Here is a 24887-nt window from a genome sequence, read left to right as displayed (position 1 = left end):
CCATGAAACGCACCAACGGCTCGCTAGCCTGGAAGATCTTCGTCGGAATCCTCGCGGCGTTGCTGGTCATCATCCTCGTCGCCGAGTTCGGCCTCCGCGCCTACATCTCGGACCAGATAGAGTCTCAGTTCGACGAGGCAGCACCCGCGCCGACGACCCAGGACGCCCAGGTGTCGTTCGGGTCCGACCCGCTGACCCTCGGGCTGCTGGGGGGCAAGGTGCCACACATGACGCTGTCGATGCCCTCGACCCTCGTGCTCGACGGAACCAATTTCACAGGGCAGCCGGCAGCCACCGTGGAGATGGAAGGGGTGTCGGTCTCCGGTGACCAGACCGTCGCCGACTCACTGCGAGTGTCGACAGAGCTTCCCGACGCGTTCGTGCACGCCATCCTCCAGCAGCAGCTCGGCACGGCGCTCAGCCAGGTCGACGGGGTGCCCGCGGAACTGCTGCACAACTTTGTCACGGTCTCGGACGTGCGCTCCAACCCGTCGGAAGGCACCGTCTCCATCACCTTTACCGGCGGCCTCGCGGGGATCGACCTGCGCCCCGAGATGGAGGGAGGCCAGCTCACCTTCGTGGCCGAGTCCACCCAGCTCTTCGGCATTGAATTGCCCGGCGGGGTGGCGGAGCGGATCTCGCAGGCGCTGCGCGAGGGCATGCGCGACGTGGTGTTCGGAAGCATGAAGGTGGAGGATTTCACGGTCATTGAGGGCGGCCTGCGAGTGACCCTCAGCGGGAACAACGTCAACCTCAACGAGGTGACTGACGCGCTGTAGCGACGCCCGTAAAGGCGTAGGCGGCGCCTCGATCCAGGGCCGCCACCACGGCGTCCACGCTGTCGTCGACTCCGATAAGGGCCACGGTGAGGGAGGTGTCCGGGAGGTCGTCGGCGTCCTCGCACACGAGCGTGTCCGCGCCCGCCAGCTCGCCCGCGCGCACCACCTCTGGGCAGCCCCGGTAGAATACCCCGAGCCTCACCGGAGCGTCGACGGCCTGTCGCACGGCGACAACATCGGCGAGGACCTCGTTGTCCCCCTCCGCGCCGGGGTCGACGACCAACCAGACCTCGTCGGCGCCCATGTCCACCGCCAAACGCGCCTCCGCCGCCTTGATCACGCTGTGGTGCCGGCCGCCGGGCCAGCCCACCACGGCGATGACCGGCACGCTCCCCGAATTCGCCGCCCGGACCCGGGTGGGCTCCACGACCACGCCGGCAAGGTGGCGCCCGTCGGAGGCGAAAGGCTGGCCCCCGAGGGCGCTTTCGCCCGTCCTCGTGGCCAGCCATTGCAGGTCATCCACTAGCTCACCAGCCGTAGTTGCCCCGGATGATGTTGTTCAACTGCGGCCGCACGTCGAAATAGTAGAGGCCGATCGCGACCACCCCGAACCACGAGATCAGCGGCAACCGGAGCAGGCAGACCGCTCCCGCAACCGCCAGGATGGCGACCCACGCCCATTTGTTCTGGCGGCCCGCCGCGTCGTAGGCGTCGTCCCGCGTCATCACCGCGAGAACAGCACCCACGAAGCCGGCGATGCCGACGGCAAGGAACAAAAAGTTGCGCACTATCGCAGGCACGCTCAGGATGTACCCGGCGAGCCCCAGGGTGCTCATGTCCAACACGTTCGGGCCTACTCCATCTACTTAGTTCTTGTCGGTGGCCTGGTCGCCATCATCATTATGGACCACTTCGCCCTCAATGGTATCGGCCTGGCTACGCGCCCCATCCTCCGGTGCGGATTCCGCGCCGCCGAGCTGCGCGGACAGCTTCTCAATCAGCGCGTCCAGGCGGTCGCGCATGTCGGCGACGGCGCCCTCCGCGTCAATGTCGGACTCCTCGGCGCGGTTGCGCACGCCGGCGACGGCCTGGTTGAAGGTCTGGCGGACCTCCCCCACGGCGTTGCCGAACGCGGCCTTGACCTGCTCACCCTCACTCGAGTCCGCGGTTGCTCCCCCGGCGCGGGTGACGGATCCCGCGATGTCGCGGAAGATCGATTCCGCGTCCGCGGCAAACGACGACACGGCGGCCCGGAAGTCATGGTCGTTGTCCGCCGAGTTGAATGCGCTGCGCGCATGGTCCACGGCCGCGCGCAGCTGCGCTCCCACCGTGTCCTGCTGCTGCTCGCCGTTTTGAGCAGCCGCATGCGCGCCGCTGGTGCTCGCCGTGCGCTCCTCGCGGAAATTGGAAGCGAACGTCCCCACCGCGCTGCCCAGCGCGGAGCCGGCCGCCAGCAGCGCCTCGCCTGCGCCGCGCAGGCTGTCCATGATTGAGCCGTTGTCGTAGCTCCTGTTGTTGTCTTGCGTGTTCTCCGAGGTCATGATGTCCCGCTTTCGTCGAGTCGTGCCAAACCGCTAATGGAAGAGGATCTGGGACACAGTGTAAATGGCCACGCCCGCCAATGCACCGACGACGGTTCCGTTCAGGCGGATGAACTGCAGGTCTTTGCCCACCATGAGCTCGATTTTTTCGCTCGCCTCGTCACCGTCCCAGCGCTGGATGGTTTCCGAGATAATCCCGACGATCTCGCCGGCGCCGTTGTCCGCCAGGAAGCGGGTGGCGGCGGCGACGCGATCCTGCGCCTGCTCCTGGACCTCCGGGTCGCGCTCCAGCTTGCTGCCCCACTCCACGCACAGCGACACCAGCTTGCGGCGCAGGGGTGAGGAAGCGTCGGAGGAGGCGTCGATAAGCGCGCGCGAAACCTGCTCCCACAGCCCTCCGGCGGCCGAGGTGACCGCGGCGGAGCCCATCACGTCCGCCTTGACCGCCTCGACGCGGCTGATCATGTCGGCGTCGAACTGGAGGTCATACGCGAATTGGCTGATGTAGCGGCGGATCGCGCGGCGCGCCTCGTGCTGCGGCTGCGTGTCCACCTCCCGCATAAACTCCACCAGCTCCCGGTAGACGCGCTCGCCGACCAAGTCTTTGGCGAACTTGGGGGCCCAGCGTGGCATGCGCTCATCGATCATGGTGACCACGGTGTCCTCCATGCCGTCGACCTTTGTGCGCGCCCACGCGATCACGTCGTTGACTACGGGCTCCACCTTCCCGTCCTCGATGAGTCCCTCGAGCGCGCGGCCCAGCGGCGGGCCCCACACCGGCTCTCCGATGCGGCCGATCACGTGGGTGTTGATGACGCGCTCGGCATCCGCAGGGTCTATCGACGCGACCACCCGCGCGGTCAGGCCGCCGATGTACTCCGACACGCGCCGCGCATTCGACTCCTGCGCGAGCCAGGCACCGGCACGCTCCGGAACCCGGGCCTGCACCACCTTCTCCGTGATGGTGTCGGAGTTGAGGAAGTTCTCGCTCACGAAGTCGCTCAGCGCCCCCGCCACCTGGTCCTTCTTGCGCGGAATGATGGCGGTATGCGGTATCGGCAGGCCCATCGGGCGGCGGAACAGTGCCGTGACGGCGAACCAGTCCGCCAACCCGCCCACCATTCCGGCCTCCGCGGCGGCGCGCACGTAGCCGACCCACCCCGGAGCCGTGCCCTGGGCCTGCCACCACGAGCACGTCAGGAAAATCACTGCCATCACGCCCAGGAGGGCCGTGACGGCGATCTTGTGATTGCGCAGCTGACGGCGGCGCTCTGCTTCATTCGCCGGTGCCGGGAGCCCAGTAGCGTGTGTGGCCATACTGTTGATTAAAGCAGGTGTCCCAACGCAAAAGCACTCCCCGCCTGGGATCGGCGGGGAGTGCTTTTGCGTTGACTAGTTCACCTAGTTCACACGGCCCGTGCGGGTGCGGTACTCCTTGAACTCGCGGCGGCCGATCCGCATGAGCACGAACGCGGCGATAGCCGTGACCGCAACCTCAATGAGACCAAGGGTGAGGAGGCGCTGCCCGATGTTCGTCTCGGAGCCCATGCCCCAGATCGAGGCGGCCGCACCCCACACCGAGAGCCCGACGCCGAACAGCGAGGCGAGGATGAGGCCCATGGCGATCCACATCGAGTGGGTGTTCAGCGAGGAGTGAGGGGCGCCCAGGGAGACGGGATCGTAGCCCTCGATGTAGGCGTCCTCGATGCGCTGCTGATAATCCGGGAAGCTCTCGCTGCGGATGTCTGCGACCGACTCGTGGGTGTTAGCCATGGTGATTCCTTGTCTGTGACTGTCGTGGACTGTCGTGATTGCTACCCATTATAGGGCAGGTTTAGTCGTCCTTACCGCGGAATGCGGCGCGGGCGCGCTCGGCGTTGATGGCACCCACGGCATCCAGGGGAATGCCGGCGGGGCACACGTCGGCGCACTCGCCGTAGAGCGAGCAGTGGCCGAAGTTGGTCTCCAGCTCATCCACCATCTGGCGGGCGCGCTTGCCGCGCTCCTGCTTGCCCAGCGGGAGGAGCTTGAGGTGCTTCAGCTTGGCGCCCGTGAACAGGTGCGCCGCGCCGTTCGGGCACGCCGCCACGCAGGCGCCGCAGCCGATGCAGGCCGCGTAGTCGAGCGCGAGCTCAGCGGTCTCGTGGTTGACGTGCAGGGTGTCGGCGTCCGGGGCGGTGCCGGCATGGACGGAGACGTAGCCGCCCTGCTGCATCACGCGGTCGAGCGCCGAGCGGTCCACGGTGAGGTCCTTGATCACCGGGAACGCGTCGGAGCGGAACGGCTCGATGCGCAGCGTGTCGCCGTCCTTGTAGTTGAACAGGCGCTGCAGGCACGCGGTGGTGTTCTGCCCCGCACCGTGCGGGCGGCCGTTGACGGTCACGCCACAGGTGCCGCAGATGCCTTCGCGGCAGTCGGAGGCGAAGGTGAACGGCTCCTTGCCGGCCTCGACGTAGTTGTTGTTCACGTGGTCGAGGAGCTCGAGGATGGACATTTGCTCCACCGCGTCGTCCACCTGGACGGTTTCGAAGCTTCCTTCAGTTTCGGGTCCGGCCTGACGCCAGATCTCAAGTGTCAGTTTCATTACTTGTAGTTCCTTGCCATCAGAGGGATCGAATCGAAGTAGAGCGGTTCTGCGTGGCGGATGAAGGCATCCTTGCCGGCAGGCTCCCACGCCGAGACGAAGCACCAGTTGTCGTCGTCGCGCTGCGCCTCGCCGTCGTCGGTGAGGTGGTCGTCGCGGTAGTGGGCGCCGCATGACTCGTCGCGGTCAAGCGCGTCCACGCACATGAGCTCACCGAGGTTAATGTAGTCCGCCAGTCGAATCGCGGCCTCAAGGGTCTGGTTCATGTCGTTCGGGGAGCCCGGAACGGAGATGTTCGTCCAGAAGTCCTCGCGCAGGCGGCGGATCTTTTCGATACCGGCCTTGAGCCCCTCGACGGTGCGGGCCACGCCGCAGTGCTCGTAGAGGATGTCGCCCAACTGCTCGTGGAAGTGCTCCGGGCCGTGCGGCTCGGGGCCGCTCACGCTCATGATGCGCTCGATCATGTCCTGGGCGCGGGTGACCGCCTCCAGGACCTCGGGCGCCTCGATGTCGAGCGCCTCCTCGCCGAGGTGGTCAGCTAGGTAGTTCGGGACGGTGAACGGCAGGGTGAACCAGCCGTCGACGGACGCCGACAGCAGCGAGTTCGCGCCGAGGCGGTTCGCGCCGTGGTAGGTCCACGACACCTCACCCGCGGCGAACAGGCCATCCAGGGAGGTCATCTCGTTGAAGTCGGTCCACAGGCCGCCCATGGTGAAGTGGACGGTCGGGGCGATACGCATCGGCTCCTGGTAGGGGTCGGAACCGGTGGAGTCCTCGTACATCTCGAACAGGTTCGAGTAGCGCTCGCGGATGGTGTCAACGCCGAGGCGCCCGATGGCGTCGGTGAAGTCGAGGTACGCCGAGTTCTTCAGCGGGCCCACGCCGTAGCCGGCGTTGAGCTGCTGGGAGATGGCGCGGGACGCCACGTCGCGCGGCACCAGGTTGCCGAACGCCGGGTAACGGCGCTCGAGGAAGTAGTCGCGCTCCTCCTCGGGGATGTCCTTCGGGTCGCGGTCATCGCCCTTCTCCTTCGGCGTCCAGATGCGGCCGTCGTTACGCAGGGACTCGGACATGAGCGTCGTCTTCGCCTGCCACTTCGCGTTGACCGGAAGGCCGGTCGGGTGGAACTGCACGAAGCAGGGGGAGGCGAGGTAGGCGCCGCGCTCGTAGGCGCGCATCATGGCGGAAGCGTTGGAGTTCTTCGCCAGGGTGGTCTTGTGGTACACGTTGCCGTACCCGCCGGTGGCGAGGATGACCGCGTGGCCGGTAAACGGCGTGATCTCACCCGTGATGAGGTTGCGGGTGACGATGCCGCGGCAGGCGCGCTTGCCCTGGCCGGCGGAGGCGTCTGCGTCCTCGGTGACGATGAGGTCCATCAGGTCGTGGTGGGTGAAGATCTCGACGTTGCCGAGGTGGATCTGGCGCTGCAGGGCCGACGCGGTGGACAGCTGCAGCTGCTGGCCCGTTTGGCCGCGGGTGTAGTAGGTGCGCGACACCTGCACGCCGCCGAAGGAGCGGGTGGCCAGGGTGCCGCCGTACTCGCGGGCGAACGGGGCGCCAATGGCGTTCATGTGGTCGATCACGCGGCCGGACTCGATGGCGAGGCGCCAGCAGTCGGACTCGCGGCAGCGGTAGTCGCCGCCCTTGACGGTGTCCTTGGTGTGGCGGTAGGCGCTGTCGTTGTCCACCTTCTTGCCGCGGGCGGAGTTCACGCCGCCCTGGGCTGCAATCGAGTGCGCGCGGCGCGGGGCGTCGTGGTAGGTGAATGCCTTGACCTTGTAACCGAGCTCGCCGAGCGCGGCGGCCGCGGCGCCGCCGGACAGGCCGGTGCCGACGACGAGGATGGTGAACTTGCGGCGGTTCAGCGGCGAGACCAGGTTCATGTGGTCCTTCTGCCACTGCCACATGTCTTTCATGCGCACCTTGGTGCTGTCCGGCTCGTTGCTGGCCAGGATTAGGCCGGGGGTCACGCCGGCGACGACGGACTCGGGCTGGCGGAACTGTGCGCTCCCGTCACGCTCGGCGGTGTCGACCTGGCCGGCGGTGGTGGTCTCAGCCTGCGCGGCGGCGTTCGCGGCCGAAGGGTTGTGTGCGGTAGTCATAATTTTTCTCCTAGTTCGCCGTTACCGTGTTAAGCCGGGGACCCAGCCGAGTGAGATCGCCACCGGCATGGCGATGTTGCCGATCACCACGATCGCCGGGAGGATGTAGCCGAGGATCACCATGATGGCGTGGCCGCGCTTGCCCAGCCAACCCAGGTCGGAGACGGCGAGGTAGATGCCGTGGGTGAGGTGGAGAAGCAGGGCGAGGTTGGCAATCACGTAGACAGCGACCACCCACCAGCGGCCCGGGGCGAAGGTGGCGAGCATGTTGTTGCGCACGGCGCCGTGGACGAACTCGTCGGATGCCACGACCTGGCCGAAGGTCAGGTCGAGCAGGTGGAAGATCAGGAACAGCAACAGGATGACGCCGGTAATGAGCATCGAGCGCGTCGCGGTGGACTGCCAGCCGCCCATCAGGTTCGTGCGCCTGAACTTGCCACGGGACTTCGAAGAGCGGCCGCGCAGCGTGAACGCGCCCCAGACGTGGAGCACGAGCGCTACGAGCAGCACGATGCGGATGATCCAGAGCAGTCCCGCGTAAGGGAAGATCGGCTCGCCCATCGTGCGGAGGAAGTGGCCGTACTCGTCGATCGGGGCCACGCCGTTGCTGTGGAGCGGCATGAAGATCTTGAGGTTTCCGACCATGTGGCCGAGAACGTATAGGCCGAAGATCAGGCCGGTGACGGCCATGATCATCTTCACTGCCCAGGTGGGGACGGACGGCCGCTCGCGCAGCGGCGCTTCAGTAATTTTTCCGTGGCGAATTGCGTCACGGTCTGCGTTTTGTACAGTCATGGCACCTCCAGTGTCGGTATTACTCTACGAAATGGATCGGTCCTTTACCCACTTATCGCCCCGCCCGCCGGCCCGCCTGGCCGGGCCACGCAGGCCGACCGGCGGAATCAGTCTCCTGCGCGGGGCGGCGGCGGGCCGGGGGCGTTCCCGCTGCCAGGGGCTCTCACCTTCACATCCAGCACTTTGGTAACGCCCGACCCGTACGGTGCCGCGGGATTGTGAGCTTCGACACGTCTTTCACGGAGAGTGTCCGCAGCCCCTCCGGTGCCACCCCGAAGGGTGTCAAACTTTTGATTGTTCATGCGCCCACCCGGATCCTCACGGGTGCTTACACGCGGCTTAACAAACGGCTTAACAAGCGGCTTAACAAGATGGTTAAATGTGGGCCATGTCCAAGACCTACGTGGGCTCGCGGCTGCGCCAGCTGCGGCGCGAGCGCAACCTGAGCCAGGCCTCCCTGGCCGCCACGCTCGAACTGTCCGCGAGCTACGTCAACCAGATCGAGCACGACGTGCGGCCGCTCACGGTGCCCGTGCTCAAGCGCATCACGGAGGCGTTCGGCGTCGACGCCACGTTCTTCTCCCGCGACGACGATTCCCGCCTGCTCGCCGAGCTCAAAGACGTCGTCGCCGACCAGGAGCTGGGTGCGCCGAGCGTCGAGCTGCAGGAGCTCTCGGAGCTGATCTACCGCCACCCGGCCATCGCTCGATCGGTGGTGGAGATGCACCGCCGCTACTCCAACGCCCGCGACAAGCTCACGCTGGCCCTGGATTCGCGGGTGTCCAGCCACGAGACGCTCACCATGCCGCACGACGAGGTGCGCGACTTCTTCTACTCGCGCCAGAACTACCTCGACGACATCGACCACACCGCCGAGGCTTTGGCGGGGCGGCTCGGGGTCGAGCGCTTCGGCATCCATGCCACCGAGCGCGCGCTCGCCACCTATCTCGCCGACGAGCACGGGGTGGACGTGCGCACCAGTCCGTCGGAAAGCGGGGTGCTCCACCACCTCGACCTCGAGTCCGGCGTCCTGTCGCTGTCCCCCATCCTCTCCTCTGGCCAGCGCGCCTTCCGGCTAGCCTCGGCTTTGAGCTTCCTCGAAGCGGGCTCGCTTATCGACGCCCACGTGGCCGCCGAGCCATTCACCTCCGAGACCTCGGTGAACCTGGCGAAGCGCGGCATCGCCGCCTACTTCGCCGCCGCCACACTCCTGCCCTACTCCATGGTGCACGAGGAAGCCGAGCGCGGCGGCTACGACGTGGATTACCTGTGCCACGTCTTCGGAGTGGGATACGAGACGGTTGCCAGCCGCCTGTCTACCCTGCAGCGCGCGAACATGCGGGGCGTGCCGTTCACGTTCGTGCGGGTCGACCGGGCGGGCAACATCTCGAAGCGGCAGTCTGCCACCGGTTACCATTTCTCCACCTCGGGCGGCACCTGCCCGCTGTGGGGCATCTACGAATCCTTCACGCGGCCGGGCGAGACCGTGCGCCAGCACGCCGCGATGCCCGACGGGCGCGCCTACCTGTGGATCGCGCGCACGGTGCGCCACCACCGCTTCCACTTCCGTGAGACGGAGAAGCTCTTCGCCATCGGCCTCGGCTGCGAGACGCGGCACGCGGAGCGCACGATCTACGCCGAGGGCATGGCGCTTGACGACGTCTCGCAGGCGACGCCCATCGGCGCCGGCTGCCGCGTGTGCCCGAGGCAGGGGTGCGCGCAGCGCGCGTTCCCGTCCATCCAGCACGGCATCACGGTGGATCCGCACACGACCTCCATCGCCCCGTACTGAAAAAATCTCTACGCTTGGTGGCATGGCTAACTCAACTAACTCAGCAACCCGTACCATCGACGCAAGCGCAGAGGCGATCTACGACTTGCTTACCAACCCGCAGCGCCACGTGGAAACCGACAACTCCGGAATGGTTGTCTCTCTCGACCAGGGCGAGCGCTTCAAGGCCGTCGGCGACACCTTTACCATGAACATGAAGAACGAGAACGGCGACTACCAGACCCGCAACGAGGTCTTCGCTCTCCAGGAGAACAAGGTCGTGGGCTGGAAGAACACGAAGAACACCACCTCCGGCGCCGAGGTCGGCGCCAAGTGGCTCTACGAGCTCGAGCCGGAAGGCCCCGACGCAACCCGCGTCAAGCTGACGTACGACCGCTCCGAGATCGAAAACGAGCAGGTCCGCTCCTTCTCCGAGCAGTTCAACGATGATTTCCTCGAGACCGGCCTCGACGCCGTCGCCGCGGCAGTCTCCGGAGCATAAGGAATAAGGACGGCGCCCGGAGTTCCCGAGGCGCCACAAAAGGGGCCCACCGCCAGGTGGGCCCCTTTTTACGTCGCTAAGCGGAGGCTAGAGGTTGATCATGTGGCCCTCGACGCCGTGGGCGATCTCCTTGAGTGCCTCGGACAGCGTCGGGTGGATGTGGATGTTGCGCGCGATCTCGCCGGCGGTGAGGTCGAAGCGCTGGGCCAGCGTGACCTCCGGCAGCAGCTCGGACGCGTTCGCGCCCACGATGTGGCAGCCGAGGATCTCGCCGTACTCGCCGTCGGTGATCAGTTTGGCAAAGCCCTCGGTCTCCGCCAGGCCGACGGCCTTGCCGCTGGCGGTGAAGGGGAAGACGGCGACCTTGATGTCGCGGTCCGGCCAGTTCTTGCGGGCCTGCTCCTCGGTGTACCCCATGGACGCGACCTGCGGGTTGCAGAAGGTCGCGCGCGGGGTCATCATGTAGTCCTCGATCTCGAGGGTCTCGGCGCCGGCGATGGTCTCTGCGGCGATGATGCCCTGGGTCTCGGCGACGTGCGCGAGCTGGAGCTTGGCGGTGACGTCGCCGATGGCGTAGATGCCCTCGACGTTGGTGCGCAGGTGATCGTCGACGTTGATGGCGCCGCGCTCGGTGAGTTCCACGCCGGTGTTCTCGAGGCCGAAGCCCTCGACGCGCGGGGCGAAGCCGACGGAGATCATGACGCGGTCCACGGTGAGGGTCTGTGTGTCGTCCGAGCCGTTCTTCTTGATGTCGACCTCGACCGAGTCGCCGTTGTCGCGCACAGCGGTGGTGGCGTGGCCGGTGAGAAGCTTCACGCCGAGCTTCTTGTAGGCGCGGGTGATCTCCTTGGACACGTCCTTGTCCTCGTTCGGCAGGACCCGGTCCATGTACTCGACGACGGTGACGTCGACGCCGTAGTTGGACAGCACGTAGGCGAACTCCATGCCGATGGCGCCCGCGCCGACGATGACCATCTTCTGCGGCGCCTCGGGGTTAAGGATCTGCTCCTCGTAGGAGACGACGTTGTCGGACAGCTCAATGCCCGGCAGGGAGCGGACCACGGAGCCGGTGGCGATGATGCAGTTGTCGAAGGTGACCACCTTGCCCTTGTCATCGCCCTCGGTGACCTCGATGGTCTTGCCGTCCTTGAAGGTGCCCAGGCCGTTGATCTCGGTGATCTTGTTCTTCTTCATCAGGTAATGCACGCCGCCGACGATCCTCTCGGAGACCTTCCGGGAGCGCTGGTGGGCGTCTGCGTAGTCGAACTCGACGTCACCCTTGATGCCGAAGGTCTTGGCATCGTGCTTAAAAATGTGGGCCACTTCGGCGTTCTTGATCAGTGACTTCGAGGGGATGCAGCCCACGTTCAGGCACACACCTCCCCAGTACTGCTTCTCTATGACAGCTACGCTTTTGCCGAGCTGTGCTGCGCGGATAGCGGCAACGTAGCCACCGGGGCCCGCGCCGAGGACAACAACGTCATAATGTTCGTTACTCACGTCCCTCAGGATACGTGGAGTTTCGGCGCCGTGTCCGCTCAGGGCGTGCGGGCCGGCCCGCTCGACGTGAAATTTGTGCGGGATCTGGCAAGATCATGGAAATCCTGGGGTAACCCGAGCGAAAACCGATAAGAAAGCGAGCAACCCGTGAAGCTCTCCCGCACCAGCGTCGCGGCGGCGGCGCTGACCGCCCTGACGGCAGTGGCCGTCCCGTCCGCGTTGACAACCAGCCCGATCTCGGCCGAGACGGCCGACGGTGCAGTGGCGCCCGAATTCGCCGACGCGACGCCCTCCGACGCCGCGATCTTGCTCAATCTCCCCGCGGAGGCTGACGACGCGGCCGCAGCAGACAACATGCCGGAGCCGCCCGCGGCTCTTCCCGGCGAGGTCAAGCCCCTGCTCACCGCTCCCGCGACCTACACCGGCGGCAATCAGCTGTGGTTCAGCAGCGCGCCGCGCTACGGCTTTGTCCCCCTCACCGTGCACTCGGCGTCCATGGAGCGCGACATCCCGGTCGCGTTCCGCCCCGCGGCCACCGCAGGTGCGCCCACCGTGTACCTGCTCAACGGCGCGGGCGGCTCAGAGCAGAACACAGACTGGATCGCGCAAGCGGGCCAGACGGTGTGGGAGGTGTTCAAGGACGAAAACGTCAACGTGGTCATCCCGATGGAGGGCGCGTTCTCCTACTACGTCAACTGGCTATCGGTGCCGGAGACCAACAGCTACTACCACGGCAAGCAGATGTGGTCGACCTTCCTCGGCGAGGAACTCCCCGCCTCCATCGAGCCCTACGCCCAGGCAAACGGCACGCGCGCCGTGGTCGGGTTCTCCATGTCGGCGACGTCCGCCCTGCTCCTGGCCCAGCACTACCAGGGCCAGTACGCGGCTGTCGGCTCCTTCTCCGGGTGCGCCGCCACGTCCACGCCGTTGCCCTGGGCGTACGCGCACCTGACGGTTAACCGCGGCTCGGGGGAGCTGACGCCCGAGAACATCTGGGGGCCGATGGGCTCCACCTACAACCGGTACAACGACGCACTGGTGAACGCGGAGCGCCTACGCGGCACTGAATTGTATGTGTCCTCTGCGACCGGCCTGGCCGCGGAGACGGACATGGCGGGGTATTTGCAGGCGAGAGGGTTTAGCCCTGCGGCCGCGTCGCAGAATGCGGCGACCCTGCAAGTGGAGGGCGGCGTGATCGAGGCCGCGGTCAACGCCTGCACCCACGATCTGAAGGCCAAGCTGGACCGGGCGGGCATCGGCGCCCACTGGGAGCTGCGCCCGACGGGCACCCACTCCTGGCCAGGGTGGCGCGAGGATCTGAAGAAGTCCTGGGACACCACGCTCAAGCCCGCGCTCGGGCTGTAATCCGGGCTCTAGACCCCGAAGCGGGGCTTAGAAGAGGCCCAGGCTCAGAGACAGGTTGGAGGAGGCGGAGGATCCGAAGTGGATCAGCTGGCCGAGGAACTCGTTGATCTGGAGCTGGAGTGCTTCGATGATGTTCATGCTGTGTTTCCTTTGCTAGTTCGCTAGACGGTGCGGTTCCTGGAAGTGGAGTCGCTCAGATCGGGCTCATTGTTACACACGTGTGCAATCGGCGCCCGACCGCGGCTGGGAATGCGCGGCGACGGAGGCGTCGGTAAGCAACAATTTTCACTTTAGTAACAACGCCGGGCGATTTCCGTTCGAATTCCAATGAAACGTGGGCTAAGTTATCACCGATAGACCCGATAGACCCTGTCCACCCCACGCTCGAGATAAGTTTAAGGATTCCCATGAACCCCAAGCGCTCCGTACTCGCCGCCCTCGCGGCGCTGTCGATCACCCTCGGTGCCGCACCGCTGGCCCCGTCCGCCCACGCCGGGGCTGTCCCGGCCGAGCAGGTGGCAGGCTCCGCGGCCGTGGGAGTAGTCAAAGAGTGGGACGCCAAGGCGAATCCCACCATGACCGTGTCCGGAAACAAGCCCCAGTCGTGGACCCAGCAGGTGGACCACCACAACGTGCTGTCCTACAAGGTCTACTCGCCCTCGATGGACCGCGACATCCCCATCGCCGTCATCCCCGCCACCGACGCAGAAGGCCAGCGCGTCTCCGGCGCACCGATCATCTACCTGCTCAACGGCGCCGGCGGCGCGGAGCAGGACGCCGACTGGCTGAAGATGTACAACACCCGCGAGTTCTTCCAGGGCAAGGGCGTCAACGTCGTCATCCCGCAGGCCGGCGCGTTCACGTACTACACCGACTGGGTCGATGACAACGTCCGGTCCCCCTACATCACCGGCCCCCAGAAGTGGGAGACGTTCCTGACCAAGGAGCTCCCGGGCCCGATCGAGGAGACCCTCGACGCGGATGACCGCCGGGCGATCGTCGGCTTCTCCATGTCCGGCACCACCTCGCTGGTCCTGCCCACGCACAACCCGGGCTTCTACGACGCGGCGGCCTCCTTCTCCGGCTGCGCCGCCACCTCGTCGCTGCACGCCTACAACTTCGCGCGCCTGACCGTCAACCGCGCCTCCGGAACCGGGGACTTCCGCACCGTGACCCCGGAGATGATGTGGGGCCCGATGGGCAGCGAGTACAACCGCTACAACGACGCCCTGCTCAACGCAGACAAGCTGCGCGGCACCGCGCTCTACATCTCCACTGCCACCGGCCTGGCGGGCCGCCCCGACCAGGTCGGCTTCCTGGTCGGGCAGGGCGCCCCCGAGGTCGTCGCCAGCGTCGCCTCCACCCAGCTGCAGGTCGAGGGCGGCGTGATTGAGGCCGCCATCAACAAGTGCTCCCATGACCTGCGCGCCAAGCTCGAGCATGAGGGCATTCCGGCCACCTACGAGTTCCGCAACGTCGGCACCCACTCGTGGCCGTACTGGCGCGACGACATTGAGAAGTCCTGGTACACCACCATCGCGCCCGCCTTCGGCATGTAGCACAGCCGATGCGCAGCACGCGCCCGCCCCAGCTCCCCGAGAGCGGGCGGGCGCGTTTGCTTTTCGTTCCGCGGGTACACTGATGCGGCTATGAATAACCACAGGCTGCGCTCGACTCCCGTCCCCGGCACCTTCGACGCCTACACGGGCGTGGAGTTCAACCTCGGGTTCCACGTGCGCCATTACGACCTCAACCTGGATTACAAGGTCGGCCCCAACCGGCTCGAGGGCACGGCCACCCTAACCCTGACCACCTGGCGCGACGTGGACCACATGACCCTCGACCTGCAGCCGTCGATGGTGGCGCGTCGCATCACCGCCCGCAGCCGCACCGGCGGCGACATCCGGGTACGCCGGTTCAAGCAGTCGAACGGCAAGCTGCGCATCACGTTTGCGGAGGCCGTCGCGGTGGACGAGGAGTTCGACCTGATCATCAACTACGGCGGCAACCCCCGCCCGCGCCGCACACCGTGGGGCTTGCTCGGCTGGGAGGAACTGACCGACGGTTCCCTGGTGGCCAGCCAGCCCAACGGGGCACCCACGTGGTTCCCCTGCGACGACACCCCGGATGAGAAGGCGACGTACTCCATCGACATCCGCGCCGACCGCGGCTACACCGTGATCACCAACACCACCGCAAAGCCGACGGCGACGTACCTGGCCACCGTCCAGGTGGGCGAGTACGCGCACGTGGAACTCGGCCGCAACACGAGCGCGTGGCTGCCGTACAACGCCCAGCCCGGCGATTTTGTGAAGCAGCAGGCGATGCTCGACTTCTTCGAGGAGACCTTCGGCCCCTACCCGTTTGAGCGCTACGAGGTCGTGGTCACCGAGGATCCCCTCGAGATCCCGTTGGAGGCGCAGGGGTTGTCCATCTTCGGCACCAACCACCTGCGCGGTGAGGAGCGGCTGATCGCCCACGAGCTGGCGCACCAGTGGTTCGGCAACTCGCTGGGCATCGCGCAGTGGAGCGACATCTGGCTCAACGAGGGTTTCGCCTGCTACTGCGAGTGGCTGTGGGCGGATCACGTCGGCGGGAGCGTCGATACGCTCGTGCGCGAGCACTACCGCAAGCTCACGCCGCAGAGCTTCACTCTGGCGGACCCGGGCCCGCGGGACATGTTCGACGACCGCGTGTACAAGCGCGGCGCGATCACGCTGCATGCGTTACGACGCCTCGTCGGCGACGCCGCCTTCTTCGCCGCGGTTCGCGACTACGTGGCGAAAAACGCCCACGGCATCGTTGAGCCCTTCGACCTGGCCAACGCGCTCAAGGCCCACGCGCCCGGCGCGGACGTCGACGGCGTTCTCGACGCCTGGATCCACCGCACCGAGTTGCCGGAGTGCCCGTGAGGAGCCTGTCGTTTGCCACGCTCTTCGCCGCGGTCAGCGGCTTCGCGATCCTGTGGGTCGCCCAGCGCGTCCTGCCCGCGGAGACGGACTACCGCTACTTCGCCGCCTTCTGGTCGCTGTTTTTCGCCGCGACCGGGCTTATCGACGGCCTAACGCACGAGACCACCCGCGCCGTCGCCGGCGCCCGGGAGTCCGGCGCGCGCGGCACCGCGAACCCGTGGCGCGCAGGGGCGGTCATTGCGTGCGCGGTGGCGGCGAGTGCCGCCGTCGGAGGCCTGCTGCTGATGCACCAGGTCGTCCCCGTGGCCCCCGCAACTGCCACGGCCCTGATCGCTTTCGGCCTGGTCAGCTACGTGTTCCAGGCCGCGCTGTCCGGCATCCTCAGCGGGGCGCAGCTGTGGAACCAGTACGCCGGGCTCGTCGCGCTTGATTCCGGCATCCGTCTCATGCTCGCCGCCCTGGCCTGGGCCATGGGGTGGTCCCTCTGGGCGTTCGCCATCATTACTGTGATCGGCGCGGTGAGCTGGGTTGTCGTCCTCGGCGCCTCCCGCCCCGCGCGCACGAGCATCCGCGTTGCCCTGGACGTGGACCGCGCGGCGTTTTCCCGCCGGGTGGCCTCCGCCATGGTCGCCTCTGGCGCCTCAGCCGCGTTGATCACCGGCTTCCCCGTCGCCGTTAACGCCGCCTTCCCCTTCGGGGAGGGCACAGCGGTCGCCGCGATCATCAACGCGGTCCTGCTCACCCGCGCCCCCGTGCTCGTGCCGCTGCAGCGCTTCCAGTCGGCGCTGGTGGTGCGCTTCGTGGAGCAGCGCGAGCGCATCCACGCCGCGCTGCTCGCGCCCATCGGCGCCGTGCTGGGCGTCGGCGCCGTCGGCTTCGCCGCGGCCTGGCTGCTCGGGCCGCCGATCCTGCGCTTCGCCTTCGAGCCGGAGTTCTTCGTCCCGGGACCGACCCTGGGCGTGCTCACCTTCGCCTCCGCGTTCATGGGGGCGCTGATGATCACCGGGGTGGCCGTGCTCTCGACCGAGCGCCACGGCGTCTACGTGGCGGGCTGGGTGACAGCGACGGTTGTTGCGTTCGTCCTGCTTTTCGCGCTGCCCTACGGTGTGGTCACCTCGGTGTGCGCGGCGCTCTACGCGGGCCCGCTGGCCGGCGCCGCGGTGCACGCGGTCGGGCTGCGGCGGTAGGGTTTCAACCTATGGAACGGGTTCTTGTCACCGGCGGCGCCGGGTTCATCGGCGCCAACTTCGTGCGCATGTTGAAGGCCCGCCGTGACGTGGAGGTCACAGTCCTCGACGCGCTGACCTATGCCGGAAACCGCGCCAACCTGGACGGGGTCGAGGTGGAGTTCGTCCACGGCTCGGTTACCGATGCCCCGCTAGTCTCCGAGCTCGTGGCTAAGAACGACACCGTTGTCCACTTCGCCGCGGAATCCCACAACGACAACTCGCTTGCGGACCCATCGCCTTTCGTGCACACCAACGTCGTGGGCACCTACACGCTCCTGGAGGCGGTGCGGCGTTTCGGGGCCCGCCTGCACCACATCTCCACCGACGAGGTCTTCGGCGACCTGCCGCTTCACGGCGACGAGAAGTTCGCCGAAACCACCGCCTACAACCCGTCGAGCCCCTACTCGGCCACCAAGGCCGGCTCGGACCACCTCGTGCGCGCCTGGATCCGCTCCTTCGGCATCAATGCCACGATCTCGAACTGCTCCAACAACTACGGGCCGTACCAGCACGTGGAGAAGTTCATCCCCCGGCAAATCACGAACATTCTGGGCGGCCGCCCCGCCAAGCTCTACGGCACCGGCGAACAGGTCCGCGATTGGATCCACGTCGACGACCACAACGATGCTGTGCTCGCCATCCTGGAGCGCGGCCGCAGTGGCGAGACCTACAACATCGGCGGCGGGAACGGCAACACCACCAACAAGCAGATCATCGAGCTTATTTGCGAGCTGATGGGCGGGCACTACGAACACGTCGCGGACCGCCCAGGCCACGACCAGCGCTACACGATGGACGCCACGAAGATCAACCGTGAGCTCGGGTGGCACCCGCAGCACGCCCCCAACCTGCGCACCGGACTGGAGAACACCATCGCGTGGTACTCCGAGCACGAAGACTGGTGGCGGGGCGTGAAAGAAGGCGTCGAAAAGCGGTATGCGGATAATGGACAGTAGGCAGCCGGCACGGCGATTTCAAGGCCGTCGCCGCTGAAGAACGTGGCACACGTCGCTGCGCTACACACCGCCTAGTATGACTGCCATGGAGAACACCCCCATCGACGGCCTGGAGATCCACCGCTTAACCCTCCACGAGGATAACCGCGGCTGGTTCAAGGAAAACTGGTCCGGCCAGCGGTTACGCCCGGTGCAGAACAACATCTCCTTCAATGCCCGGCGCGGCGCTACCCGCGGCATGCACGCCGAGCCGTGGGACAAGTGGGTCTCGGTGGCCACGGGCCACGTTTACGCCGCCTGGGTGGACTTGCGGGAGGGTTCGGCCACCTTCGGCGAGATGTTCGGCATCGAGATCGGCCCGGACACCGCGGTGTTCGTCCCGCGCGGGGTGGCCAACGGCTTCCAGGCGCTCGCGGACGCCACCACATACACCTACCTGGTCAACGCCCGCTACAACCCGAACGGCGCGTACGCCTACTGCTCCTACCGCGAGATCGACTGGCCGCTGGAGCCCGCCGAGCTATCTGAGGCGGATCTCAATCACCCGCCGCTTGTCGACGCCCCCACCGTGCCACCCCGCAAGATCCTCGTCACGGGGGCCAATGGCCAGCTGGGCCGGGCGCTGCGCACACTCTATTCCGAGCGCGAGGCCGAGTTTTGCACCCGCGAGGACTTCGACATCACCCACCCTCCGGCGCGCGATTGGAACGAGTACCGGGCGATTATCAACTGCGCCGCCTACAACGATGTCAACGGTGCGGAGACCGACAGGAAAACAGCGTGGGCGGTCAACGCGGACGCGGTCGCGGGGCTTGCCCGCATCGCCTCCGAGCACGACCTGACCCTGGTCCACGTCTCCAGCGACTACATCTTCGACGGCACGGTCGAGGTGCACACCGAAGACGAGCTGCCCTCGCCGCTGAGCGCCTACGGCGCGTCGAAAGCCGCGGGCGAAACCGCGGCCACGGGCGCGCCGCGCCACTACGTCATCCGCACCTCCTGGGTGTTCGGCGAGGGCGCGAACTTCATGGCCACCATGGCCCGGCTCGCGCAGTCCGGCGCCACCCCGAGCGTCATCTCGGATCAGCGCGGCCGCCCCACCGCCGCCAGCGACCTGGCCAAGGGCATCGCGCACCTGCTCTCCACGGGCGCGGACTACGGGGTGTACAACATCACCTCCGACGGGGACACGGTCGGCCGCGACGAAATAGCCATGAGCGTGTTCATTGGGATGGGCAGCGACCCCGCCAACGTCACGCCCGTGACCACGGCGCAGTACCACGAGCTCAATGGCCCCGAGGCCCCCCGGCCGGCGGAATCGACGCTTGCGCTGGACAAGATTAAGGCCGCCGGGTTCACGCCGACCAACTGGCGGGCGGCGCTGGCCGTCTACCTCGCCCACTAGAGTGAGCACCCATGAAGGGCATCATCCTCGCGGGCGGATCGGGCACGCGTCTCTACCCGATCACCAAGGCCGTTTCCAAGCAGCTCATGCCGATCTACGACAAGCCCATGATCTACTACCCGCTGAGCACCCTCATTAGCGCGGGCATCCGCGAGGTCCTCGTCATCACCACCCCCGAAGACGCTGACGCATTTCAGCGGCTGCTTGGCAGCGGCTCCCAATTCGGCATCATGATCCATTACGCGGTGCAGCCGAAACCGGAAGGCTTGGCCCAGGCCTTCATCATCGGTGAGGACTTCATCGGCGACGACTCCGTCGCGCTCGTACTCGGCGACAACATCTTCGAGGGCGCCGGCCTGACAGAAATCCTCGGCGGCGTCCGCGACGTCCAGGGCGGCGCCATCTTCGCCTACGAAGTCTCCGACCCGCAGCGCTACGGCGTCGTTTCCTTCGACGAGCACGGCACCGCGACCTCCATCGAGGAAAAGCCCGCCCACCCGAAATCGCCCTACGCCGTCGTCGGGCTGTACTTCTACGACAACGAGGTCGTCGACATCGCCAAAACCATCACCCCGAGCGAGCGCGGTGAGCTCGAGATCACCTCCGTCAACGAGGAGTACCTGCGCCGCGGCGCGCTCCAGGTGCACCGCCTGCAGCGTGGCGACGTCTGGCTCGACACCGGCACCATCGATTCCATGAGCGAGGCCAGCGCCTATGTCGAAGTGATTCAGAAACGCACCGGCACAGTCATCGGCTCCCCCGAGGTCGCCGCGTACCGGGAGGGACTCATTTCCGCGGAGGCGCTTGCGGAACTGGGCCAGTCGATGCTCAAATCCGGTTACGGGCGTTACCTCATCGACGCCGCGAGGGACTAGGGGCGCGCTAGTATCAGCCCCATGCCCAGCCTCTCTGCCCTCGTCACCGCGTATCACCGAACCGGCGCTGACGAGCTGGACCTCGCTCTTGGCTCTCTTCTCGCCCAGACCCTCCCCCCGGACGAGATCGTCCTCGTTTTCGACGGGGCCGTCTCCGACGAGGTGCGCCAGGTAGCTGCGGCGCGCGGGGTGCGCGTGGTCACGCTCGAGCGCAACGTCGGCTCCGGGCTGGCCTCGCAAGCGGGGTTGGACACGATCACGTCGACGTATGTGGCGCGGCTGGACAGCGACGACGTGGCCAAACCGGAGCGCTTCGCGGCCCAGGTGGCCTACCTGGAGGCGCACCCCGAGACGGGTGCGGTGGGCACGGCCGTCGAGGAGTTCGCCGACGCACCCGGTGACGGCGGGGCGATCCGCAGGCTCCCCGAAGACCCGCACGACTACCTGCGCATCAACTCCCCCATCAACAACCCCTCCGTCATGCTGCGCACCGCGGCGGTCAAGGAAGTCGGCGGGTACACGGACGTGCACCTCATGGAGGATTACGACCTCTACGCGCGCCTGGCCGCGGGTGGGTGGCGCCTGCACAACCTGCCCGAGCCCCTGACGTACTTCCGGGTCAACCCGGCGCAGTTCGCGCGGCGCACGGGCAAGGGAATGTTCGCCGCGGAAAAAGACATGCAGGCCAGGCTGGTCTCCTACGGGCTCATCGGCCCGTGGCGCGCCCGGTTCAACCTGGCGGCGCGCACCGCCTACCGCATGCTGCCAACCGCGCTGCTCACCCGCGTGTACGCGCAACTTTTCCACCGCAGCTAGTAACGTGGGCGGTGCTATGGACGATATCCAGGACCACCCGGAGAACCGGGACTTCTCTGACACCTGGTTGGTCATCCCCTGCTACAACGAGGGGCCGGTCATCCAGGAGGTCATCGAGCACGCGCGCGAGACGTTTCCCAACGTCGTCGCCGTCAACGACGGCTCCGAGGACAACTCCGCCGCCGCGATCCGCGCCGCTGGCGCGCACCTTGTCAACCACCCCGTGAACCTTGGCCAGGGCGCGGCCATCCAGACGGGTGTGGAGTACGCCCGCGCGCAGCCCGGCGCGAAGTACTTCGTCACCTTCGACGCCGACGGCCAGCACCAGGTAAAAGACGTGGTCAAGATGGTTCGCCGGCTGCGCGAGGAACCCATCGACATTGTCGTGGGGACCCGCTTCGCCGGCCAGGACAACACCCAGGTCCCCTGGATCAAACGAGTGGTGCTCAAGACTGTTGTCCTGCTGTCGCCGCGCACACGACGCCTGGGCCTGTCGGACGCCCACAACGGGCTGCGCGCCTTTAACAAGAAGGTCGCCGACGAAATGAACATCCGCATGAACGGGATGTCGCACGCCTCCGAAATCGTGTCCATGATTGACACGCAGGGCTGGCGCGTGGCCGAGGAGCCGGTGGACATCCTGTACACGGAGTACTCGATGAGCAAGGGGCAGTCGCTGATCAACGGCGTCAACATCCTGGCCGACGGCATTGTCGCACGGAGGCTGCCGTGATCCAGGTCCTGCTTCTCGTCGCCGCGCTCGCCCTGGCGTTCTACTTTTTCACCAACCGCAAAAAAGCAAACGCCAAGGCGTGGGTCAAAATCGGCTTCGTCGCCCTCATGGTGGCCGCTGTGTGGGCGATCCTGCGCCCCGACGACGTCACTGTCGTGGCCAACTGGCTCGGCGTGGACCGCGGCACCGACCTCATGCTCTACGTGCTCATCGTCGCGTTTTTCTTTACGACGATCTCCACGTGGACCCGCTTCCGCGAGCAAGAACTGCGCTACGCGCGCCTCGCCCGTGCCGTCGCGCTGCAGAACGCGACGGCACCCGACGGCGCTAGTGGCCGCGCCTGATCCACTCCTCCAGGTGGGGGGCTTCCTCACCGATGGTGGTGTGATCCCCGTGCCCGGTGCGCACGATCGTCTCCGCGGGCAGATCCAGGACCCGGGTCTTCAGTGACTCAATGATCGTGTCAAACGACGAGTACGAGCGCCCCGTCGCGCCGGGGCCGCCCTGGAACAGGGTGTCGCCGGAGAACAGCTCGCCCGCCTCCTCGGCGTAGAGCACCACCGACCCGGGCGAGTGGCCCGGGGTCGACAGAACTTTCAGCTCGGTGCCGGCGATCGGGAACACCTGGCAGTCGGAAAGCTCGAGGAACTTTTCGCCCGGGTTGGCGTCGAGCCATAACATGTCGTCGCCGGGGTGCAGGTACACGGGGGCGTCGACAAGCGTGCTCAGAAGGGGCGCGGCGTCAACGTGGTCGTTGTGGCCGTGGGTGGCGATAATCCCCTTGACGGTGCGCTGCCCCACGGCCTTGGCAATGGCTTCGGCGTCGTGGGCGGCGTCGATGATGTAGACCTCGGAGTCGTCGCCGACGATCCAGACGTTGTTGTCCACGTCCCACTCGCCCCCGTCGAGGCGGAACACGCCCGAGGTGACCACGTTTTCAATCCGCAGCGTCATGAGAACTCCACCACGCTTCGCAGCACGTCGCCACGCTTCATCTTGGCAAACGCCTCCTCGACATCGCCGATGCCGATGCGCTCGGAAACGAACTCCCCGAGCGGGAATCGTCCCTGCAGGTGCAGGTCGACGTAGGCGGGGAAGTCGCGCTCCGGGAGGCAGTCTCCGTACCAGGCCGGCTTGATGGACCCGCCCCGGGAGTAGACGTCGATGGCGGGGAGGTCGATGTGGTCGGTCGTGTTGGGCACCCCCACCATGACCATCCGCCCGGCGAAGTCGCGCGAGTAGAACGCCTGGCGCCACGTCGGCTGGATGCCAACCGCGTCGACGGTGACATCCGCGCCGAAGCCACCGGTGAGTTCCCGCACCGCGTCGATGACCTCGTCCTCGCCCAGCCCCTTCGAGCACACAGCGTGGGTCGCGCCGAAGCGCTGGATGGCGGCGTCACACTTGCGCTGGTCCAGGTCGACCGCGACGATCGTGGTCGCTCCCGCCAGCTGCGCACCCGCCACGGCGGCTAGGCCCACCCCGCCGAGGCCGAAAACGGCGACGGACTCGCCGCGCTGTACCGCGCCCGTGTTCACAGACGCGCCGAGCCCGGCCATGATCCCGCAGCCGAGCAGGCCCGCGGCCGCGGGATCCTCCTCGGGGTTGACCTTCGTGCACTGCTTCTCGTGCACGAGCGTCTTTTCCGCGAACGAGCCGATGCCGAGCGCGGCCGTGAGCTCGGTGCCGTCCGTCAGCGTCATGCGCTTGGAGGCATTGTGGGTGTTGAAGCAGTTTTTCACGTCGCCCTTGCGGCACGCGCGGCACTCCCCGCAGATGGCCCGCCAGTTCAGCACCACGAAGTCGCCCTCCGCGACGTGGGAGACGTCCGAGCCGACGGATTCGACGATGCCGGAGGTCTCGTGGCCAAGAAGGAACGGGTACTCGTCCGCGATATCCCCGTCGCGGTAGGCGAGGTCGGTGTGGCACACGCCGGTGGCTTGGACGCGCACGACCACATCGTGCGGCCCCGGCTCGGGAATGACGACGTCAACGAGCTCGACGTCGCTCCCCTTCTCTCGGGCAACGATTCCTTGGACTGTGTGACTCATACCCCGAGACTAGCGCCGGCGCCCGGCACGGTGCTAGGACGCCGCGATGACGTTGGATACGTGCTCGTGTCCGCGCTGGTTGACGTGGATGGGCAGGTTGCCCGCGCCGGCGTAGAAGTCGACGAGGCCGGCCCACATCCGCTGGCTGTCCGGCGAGCACATGTTGTTGTCCCACGTGGAGGGCTTCAGGTCGAGGAACTCGGTGCCGGTCGCGACCGCGGCATCCACCTGCATCCACTGCGCCTGGTTTTCCCAGCGCTCCACCTGCGGAAACGGGGTCCAGTCGGAGGTGTTCGGGGCGACGTGGAACAGGCAGACGCGGTCGCCGGAGGTGATCTTCGGGTACCCGACGAACTGGATGCGGGCGTTGGGCGCGGCGGCGCGGATGCGGCTGATCTGCGGAACCATGTAGTTCACAAAGTCGCGCCGGACGTCAGCGTCGGGGCGTCCCTCGTTGTTGTACGTGTCGTTGAAGCCGGTCGAGATGATGACGCGGGCTGTGTTGGCGTTGAGCCCGCCGTCGTTAAGCGCGCGATCAACCTGCGTGTACAGCTGCGGGCCGCGGGAGATGGTGGTGGTTCCGGTGCACGAGTAGTCCCACGCCTGCAGACCGAGCTTGGCGGCGGCGAGGCGGCCCCAGTTGGTCGGGCTCTGCGGGCACCATGTGCCCACGTTGGAGGAGCCGCGCGGATCTAGGCCCAGCTTTCCGGCGAGCCACTGCGGCGCGTTGGGGTCCGCAATCACGGAGTCGCCGAAAATCACCATGTTGCGCTCCTGCGCGTGCGCCTGGGGCGCCTGGGCAACGGCGCACGCGGTGATCACTGCTGCGCATGTGGCCGCGACGCGGCGGAGGAAGGTACGTGGGGACATGTCTAGGCTCCTCTGAGGTTGTGCGTGCTCCATGGGTTAATCCCCGGGCGCAGCCCGAGCGTTACTGGGCGGAGAGCACCCGTATACAACAGAGGCTACTC

Annotated in this window: 25 protein-coding genes; 13 read left to right on the top strand and 12 right to left on the bottom strand. The window is 66.8% G+C overall.

Features of this window, described 5'->3' with window-relative positions:
* The first annotated feature begins 2 nt into the window (after nt 1–2).
* Nucleotides 3–779, top strand: a complete 777-nt coding sequence (locus BLS40_RS08935) for an LmeA family phospholipid-binding protein (protein WP_092151404.1) — start codon at nt 3–5, stop codon at nt 777–779.
* Here BLS40_RS08935 and BLS40_RS08930 read toward each other — a convergent pair.
* The 8 genes from BLS40_RS08930 to BLS40_RS08895 all read right to left on the bottom strand — a co-directional run bounded on the left by BLS40_RS08930 (nt 754) and on the right by BLS40_RS08895 (nt 7801).
* Nucleotides 754–1302 carry a hypothetical protein gene (locus BLS40_RS08930; protein ID WP_092151403.1) on the bottom strand — a complete coding sequence of 183 codons (549 nt, stop codon included), beginning with the start codon at nt 1300–1302 and terminating at the stop codon, nt 754–756. The two genes, BLS40_RS08935 and BLS40_RS08930, sit on opposite strands and share 26 nt — an antisense overlap.
* Nucleotides 1303–1306: 4 nt before the next feature.
* Nucleotides 1307–1615: a DUF2516 family protein gene (locus BLS40_RS08925; protein ID WP_092151401.1), complete on the bottom strand. Its 309-nt coding sequence runs from the start codon at nt 1613–1615 to the stop codon at nt 1307–1309.
* Nucleotides 1616–1645: 30 nt separating this feature from the next.
* Nucleotides 1646–2320, bottom strand: coding sequence for a CGLAU_01105 family protein (locus tag BLS40_RS08920; protein ID WP_092151399.1), 675 nt, complete (start codon nt 2318–2320; stop codon nt 1646–1648).
* A 33-nt stretch (nt 2321–2353) separates the two neighbouring features.
* Entirely contained in the window at nt 2354–3637 is a 1284-nt protein-coding gene (locus BLS40_RS08915; RefSeq protein ID WP_092151397.1) for a DUF445 domain-containing protein, read from the bottom strand.
* A gap of 84 nt (nt 3638–3721) precedes the next feature.
* The gene (locus BLS40_RS08910) at nt 3722–4093 is read right to left on the bottom strand and encodes a hypothetical protein (protein ID WP_092151396.1); all 372 of its coding nucleotides are present in this window, start codon (nt 4091–4093) and stop codon (nt 3722–3724) included.
* A 61-nt stretch (nt 4094–4154) separates the two neighbouring features.
* Nucleotides 4155–4904: a succinate dehydrogenase/fumarate reductase iron-sulfur subunit gene (locus BLS40_RS08905; RefSeq protein WP_092151394.1), complete on the bottom strand. Its 750-nt coding sequence runs from the start codon at nt 4902–4904 to the stop codon at nt 4155–4157.
* A complete protein-coding gene (locus BLS40_RS08900) occupies nt 4904–7006 on the bottom strand; it encodes a fumarate reductase/succinate dehydrogenase flavoprotein subunit (protein ID WP_092151392.1) in 2103 nt (700 codons plus the stop codon). Before BLS40_RS08900 ends, BLS40_RS08905 begins: the two co-directional genes overlap by 1 nt.
* Before the next feature lie 21 nt (nt 7007–7027).
* Nucleotides 7028–7801, bottom strand: coding sequence for a succinate dehydrogenase (locus tag BLS40_RS08895; protein WP_092151390.1), 774 nt, complete (start codon nt 7799–7801; stop codon nt 7028–7030).
* Nucleotides 7802–8189: 388 nt separating this feature from the next.
* Between BLS40_RS08895 and ramB the strand changes: the two genes are divergently transcribed.
* Nucleotides 8190–9593, top strand: a complete 1404-nt coding sequence (gene ramB / locus BLS40_RS08890) for an acetate metabolism transcriptional regulator RamB (protein ID WP_092152249.1) — start codon at nt 8190–8192, stop codon at nt 9591–9593.
* A 22-nt stretch (nt 9594–9615) separates the two neighbouring features.
* Nucleotides 9616–10074, top strand: coding sequence for an SRPBCC domain-containing protein (locus BLS40_RS08885; protein WP_092151388.1), 459 nt, complete (start codon nt 9616–9618; stop codon nt 10072–10074).
* 87 nt (nt 10075–10161) lie between these two features.
* On the opposite strand, the gene lpdA is transcribed toward BLS40_RS08885, so the two are convergent.
* Nucleotides 10162–11574 (bottom strand): dihydrolipoyl dehydrogenase, encoded by a 1413-nt coding sequence (gene lpdA / locus BLS40_RS08880; protein WP_092151386.1) that lies wholly within the window; start codon nt 11572–11574, stop codon nt 10162–10164.
* Nucleotides 11575–11721: 147 nt separating this feature from the next.
* Here lpdA and BLS40_RS08875 point away from each other — a divergent pair, with 147 nt between their 5' ends.
* The 10 genes from BLS40_RS08875 (at nt 11722) to BLS40_RS08830 (ending at nt 22209) form a co-directional block, all read left to right on the top strand.
* Nucleotides 11722–12939, top strand: coding sequence for an alpha/beta hydrolase (locus tag BLS40_RS08875; RefSeq protein WP_231908438.1), 1218 nt, complete (start codon nt 11722–11724; stop codon nt 12937–12939).
* Nucleotides 12940–13346: 407 nt separating this feature from the next.
* Complete coding sequence (locus BLS40_RS08870) at nt 13347–14498, top strand: alpha/beta hydrolase (protein ID WP_092151384.1); 1152 nt, start codon at nt 13347–13349, stop codon at nt 14496–14498.
* A 90-nt stretch (nt 14499–14588) separates the two neighbouring features.
* Complete coding sequence (locus tag BLS40_RS08865) at nt 14589–15851, top strand: M1 family metallopeptidase (protein ID WP_092151382.1); 1263 nt, start codon at nt 14589–14591, stop codon at nt 15849–15851.
* Nucleotides 15848–17038: a hypothetical protein gene (locus BLS40_RS08860; protein WP_172808021.1), complete on the top strand. Its 1191-nt coding sequence runs from the start codon at nt 15848–15850 to the stop codon at nt 17036–17038. The genes BLS40_RS08865 and BLS40_RS08860 overlap by 4 nt, the downstream gene beginning before the upstream one ends.
* 11 nt (nt 17039–17049) lie before the next feature.
* Nucleotides 17050–18036: a dTDP-glucose 4,6-dehydratase gene (gene rfbB, locus BLS40_RS08855; protein WP_092151378.1), complete on the top strand. Its 987-nt coding sequence runs from the start codon at nt 17050–17052 to the stop codon at nt 18034–18036.
* 85 nt (nt 18037–18121) lie between these two features.
* On the top strand, nt 18122–19441 hold the full coding sequence (locus tag BLS40_RS08850; protein ID WP_092152247.1) for a sugar nucleotide-binding protein: 1320 nt from the start codon (nt 18122–18124) through the stop codon (nt 19439–19441).
* Nucleotides 19442–19452: 11 nt separating this feature from the next.
* Nucleotides 19453–20316, top strand: a complete 864-nt coding sequence (gene rfbA / locus BLS40_RS08845) for a glucose-1-phosphate thymidylyltransferase RfbA (RefSeq protein WP_092151376.1) — start codon at nt 19453–19455, stop codon at nt 20314–20316.
* A 21-nt stretch (nt 20317–20337) separates the two neighbouring features.
* Nucleotides 20338–21132: a glycosyltransferase gene (locus BLS40_RS08840; protein WP_092151374.1), complete on the top strand. Its 795-nt coding sequence runs from the start codon at nt 20338–20340 to the stop codon at nt 21130–21132.
* 16 nt (nt 21133–21148) lie between these two features.
* Nucleotides 21149–21865, top strand: a complete 717-nt coding sequence (locus BLS40_RS08835; protein WP_092151372.1) for a glycosyltransferase family 2 protein — start codon at nt 21149–21151, stop codon at nt 21863–21865.
* Nucleotides 21862–22209 carry a DUF2304 domain-containing protein gene (locus BLS40_RS08830; RefSeq protein WP_092151370.1) on the top strand — a complete coding sequence of 116 codons (348 nt, stop codon included), beginning with the start codon at nt 21862–21864 and terminating at the stop codon, nt 22207–22209. Before BLS40_RS08835 ends, BLS40_RS08830 begins: the two co-directional genes overlap by 4 nt.
* Here the strand turns inward: BLS40_RS08830 and BLS40_RS08825 are convergent.
* The 3 genes from BLS40_RS08825 to BLS40_RS08815 are packed head-to-tail and all read right to left on the bottom strand — an operon-like array spanning nt 22193 to nt 24786.
* Nucleotides 22193–22819, bottom strand: a complete 627-nt coding sequence (locus BLS40_RS08825; RefSeq protein ID WP_092151368.1) for an MBL fold metallo-hydrolase — start codon at nt 22817–22819, stop codon at nt 22193–22195. The genes BLS40_RS08830 and BLS40_RS08825 overlap by 17 nt on opposite strands.
* Nucleotides 22816–23916 (bottom strand): S-(hydroxymethyl)mycothiol dehydrogenase, encoded by a 1101-nt coding sequence (locus BLS40_RS08820; RefSeq protein WP_092151366.1) that lies wholly within the window; start codon nt 23914–23916, stop codon nt 22816–22818. Before BLS40_RS08820 ends, BLS40_RS08825 begins: the two co-directional genes overlap by 4 nt.
* A gap of 33 nt (nt 23917–23949) precedes the next feature.
* The gene (locus BLS40_RS08815) at nt 23950–24786 is read right to left on the bottom strand and encodes a GDSL-type esterase/lipase family protein (RefSeq protein WP_092151364.1); all 837 of its coding nucleotides are present in this window, start codon (nt 24784–24786) and stop codon (nt 23950–23952) included.
* Nucleotides 24787–24887: the final 101 nt, after the last annotated feature.

The sequence above is a fragment of the Corynebacterium mycetoides genome (genome assembly GCF_900103625.1).
Lineage (GTDB): Bacteria > Actinomycetota > Actinomycetes > Mycobacteriales > Mycobacteriaceae > Corynebacterium > Corynebacterium mycetoides.
This window is presented reverse-complemented; position numbering and strand designations above follow the sequence as displayed.

Bases quoted from the DNA above. Each gene is read 5' to 3' on its own strand.
- BLS40_RS08935 (WP_092151404.1), top strand. From the start codon at position 3: ATGAAACGCACCAACGGCTCGCTAGCCTGGAAGATCTTCGTCGGAATC.
- BLS40_RS08925 (WP_092151401.1), bottom strand. From the start codon at position 1,615: ATGAGCACCCTGGGGCTCGCCGGGTACATCCTGAGCGTGCCTGCGATA.
- BLS40_RS08920 (WP_092151399.1), bottom strand. From the start codon at position 2,320: ATGACCTCGGAGAACACGCAAGACAACAACAGGAGCTACGACAACGGC.
- BLS40_RS08915 (WP_092151397.1), bottom strand. From the start codon at position 3,637: ATGGCCACACACGCTACTGGGCTCCCGGCACCGGCGAATGAAGCAGAG.
- BLS40_RS08910 (WP_092151396.1), bottom strand. From the start codon at position 4,093: ATGGCTAACACCCACGAGTCGGTCGCAGACATCCGCAGCGAGAGCTTC.
- BLS40_RS08905 (WP_092151394.1), bottom strand. From the start codon at position 4,904: ATGAAACTGACACTTGAGATCTGGCGTCAGGCCGGACCCGAAACTGAA.
- BLS40_RS08900 (WP_092151392.1), bottom strand. From the start codon at position 7,006: ATGACTACCGCACACAACCCTTCGGCCGCGAACGCCGCCGCGCAGGCT.
- BLS40_RS08895 (WP_092151390.1), bottom strand. From the start codon at position 7,801: ATGACTGTACAAAACGCAGACCGTGACGCAATTCGCCACGGAAAAATT.
- ramB (WP_092152249.1), top strand. From the start codon at position 8,190: ATGTCCAAGACCTACGTGGGCTCGCGGCTGCGCCAGCTGCGGCGCGAG.
- BLS40_RS08885 (WP_092151388.1), top strand. From the start codon at position 9,616: ATGGCTAACTCAACTAACTCAGCAACCCGTACCATCGACGCAAGCGCA.
- BLS40_RS08870 (WP_092151384.1), top strand. From the start codon at position 13,347: ATGAACCCCAAGCGCTCCGTACTCGCCGCCCTCGCGGCGCTGTCGATC.
- BLS40_RS08865 (WP_092151382.1), top strand. From the start codon at position 14,589: ATGAATAACCACAGGCTGCGCTCGACTCCCGTCCCCGGCACCTTCGAC.
- rfbB (WP_092151378.1), top strand. From the start codon at position 17,050: ATGGAACGGGTTCTTGTCACCGGCGGCGCCGGGTTCATCGGCGCCAAC.
- BLS40_RS08850 (WP_092152247.1), top strand. From the start codon at position 18,122: ATGGAGAACACCCCCATCGACGGCCTGGAGATCCACCGCTTAACCCTC.
- rfbA (WP_092151376.1), top strand. From the start codon at position 19,453: ATGAAGGGCATCATCCTCGCGGGCGGATCGGGCACGCGTCTCTACCCG.
- BLS40_RS08840 (WP_092151374.1), top strand. From the start codon at position 20,338: ATGCCCAGCCTCTCTGCCCTCGTCACCGCGTATCACCGAACCGGCGCT.
- BLS40_RS08835 (WP_092151372.1), top strand. From the start codon at position 21,149: ATGGACGATATCCAGGACCACCCGGAGAACCGGGACTTCTCTGACACC.
- BLS40_RS08825 (WP_092151368.1), bottom strand. From the start codon at position 22,819: ATGACGCTGCGGATTGAAAACGTGGTCACCTCGGGCGTGTTCCGCCTC.
- BLS40_RS08820 (WP_092151366.1), bottom strand. From the start codon at position 23,916: ATGAGTCACACAGTCCAAGGAATCGTTGCCCGAGAGAAGGGGAGCGAC.
- BLS40_RS08815 (WP_092151364.1), bottom strand. From the start codon at position 24,786: ATGTCCCCACGTACCTTCCTCCGCCGCGTCGCGGCCACATGCGCAGCA.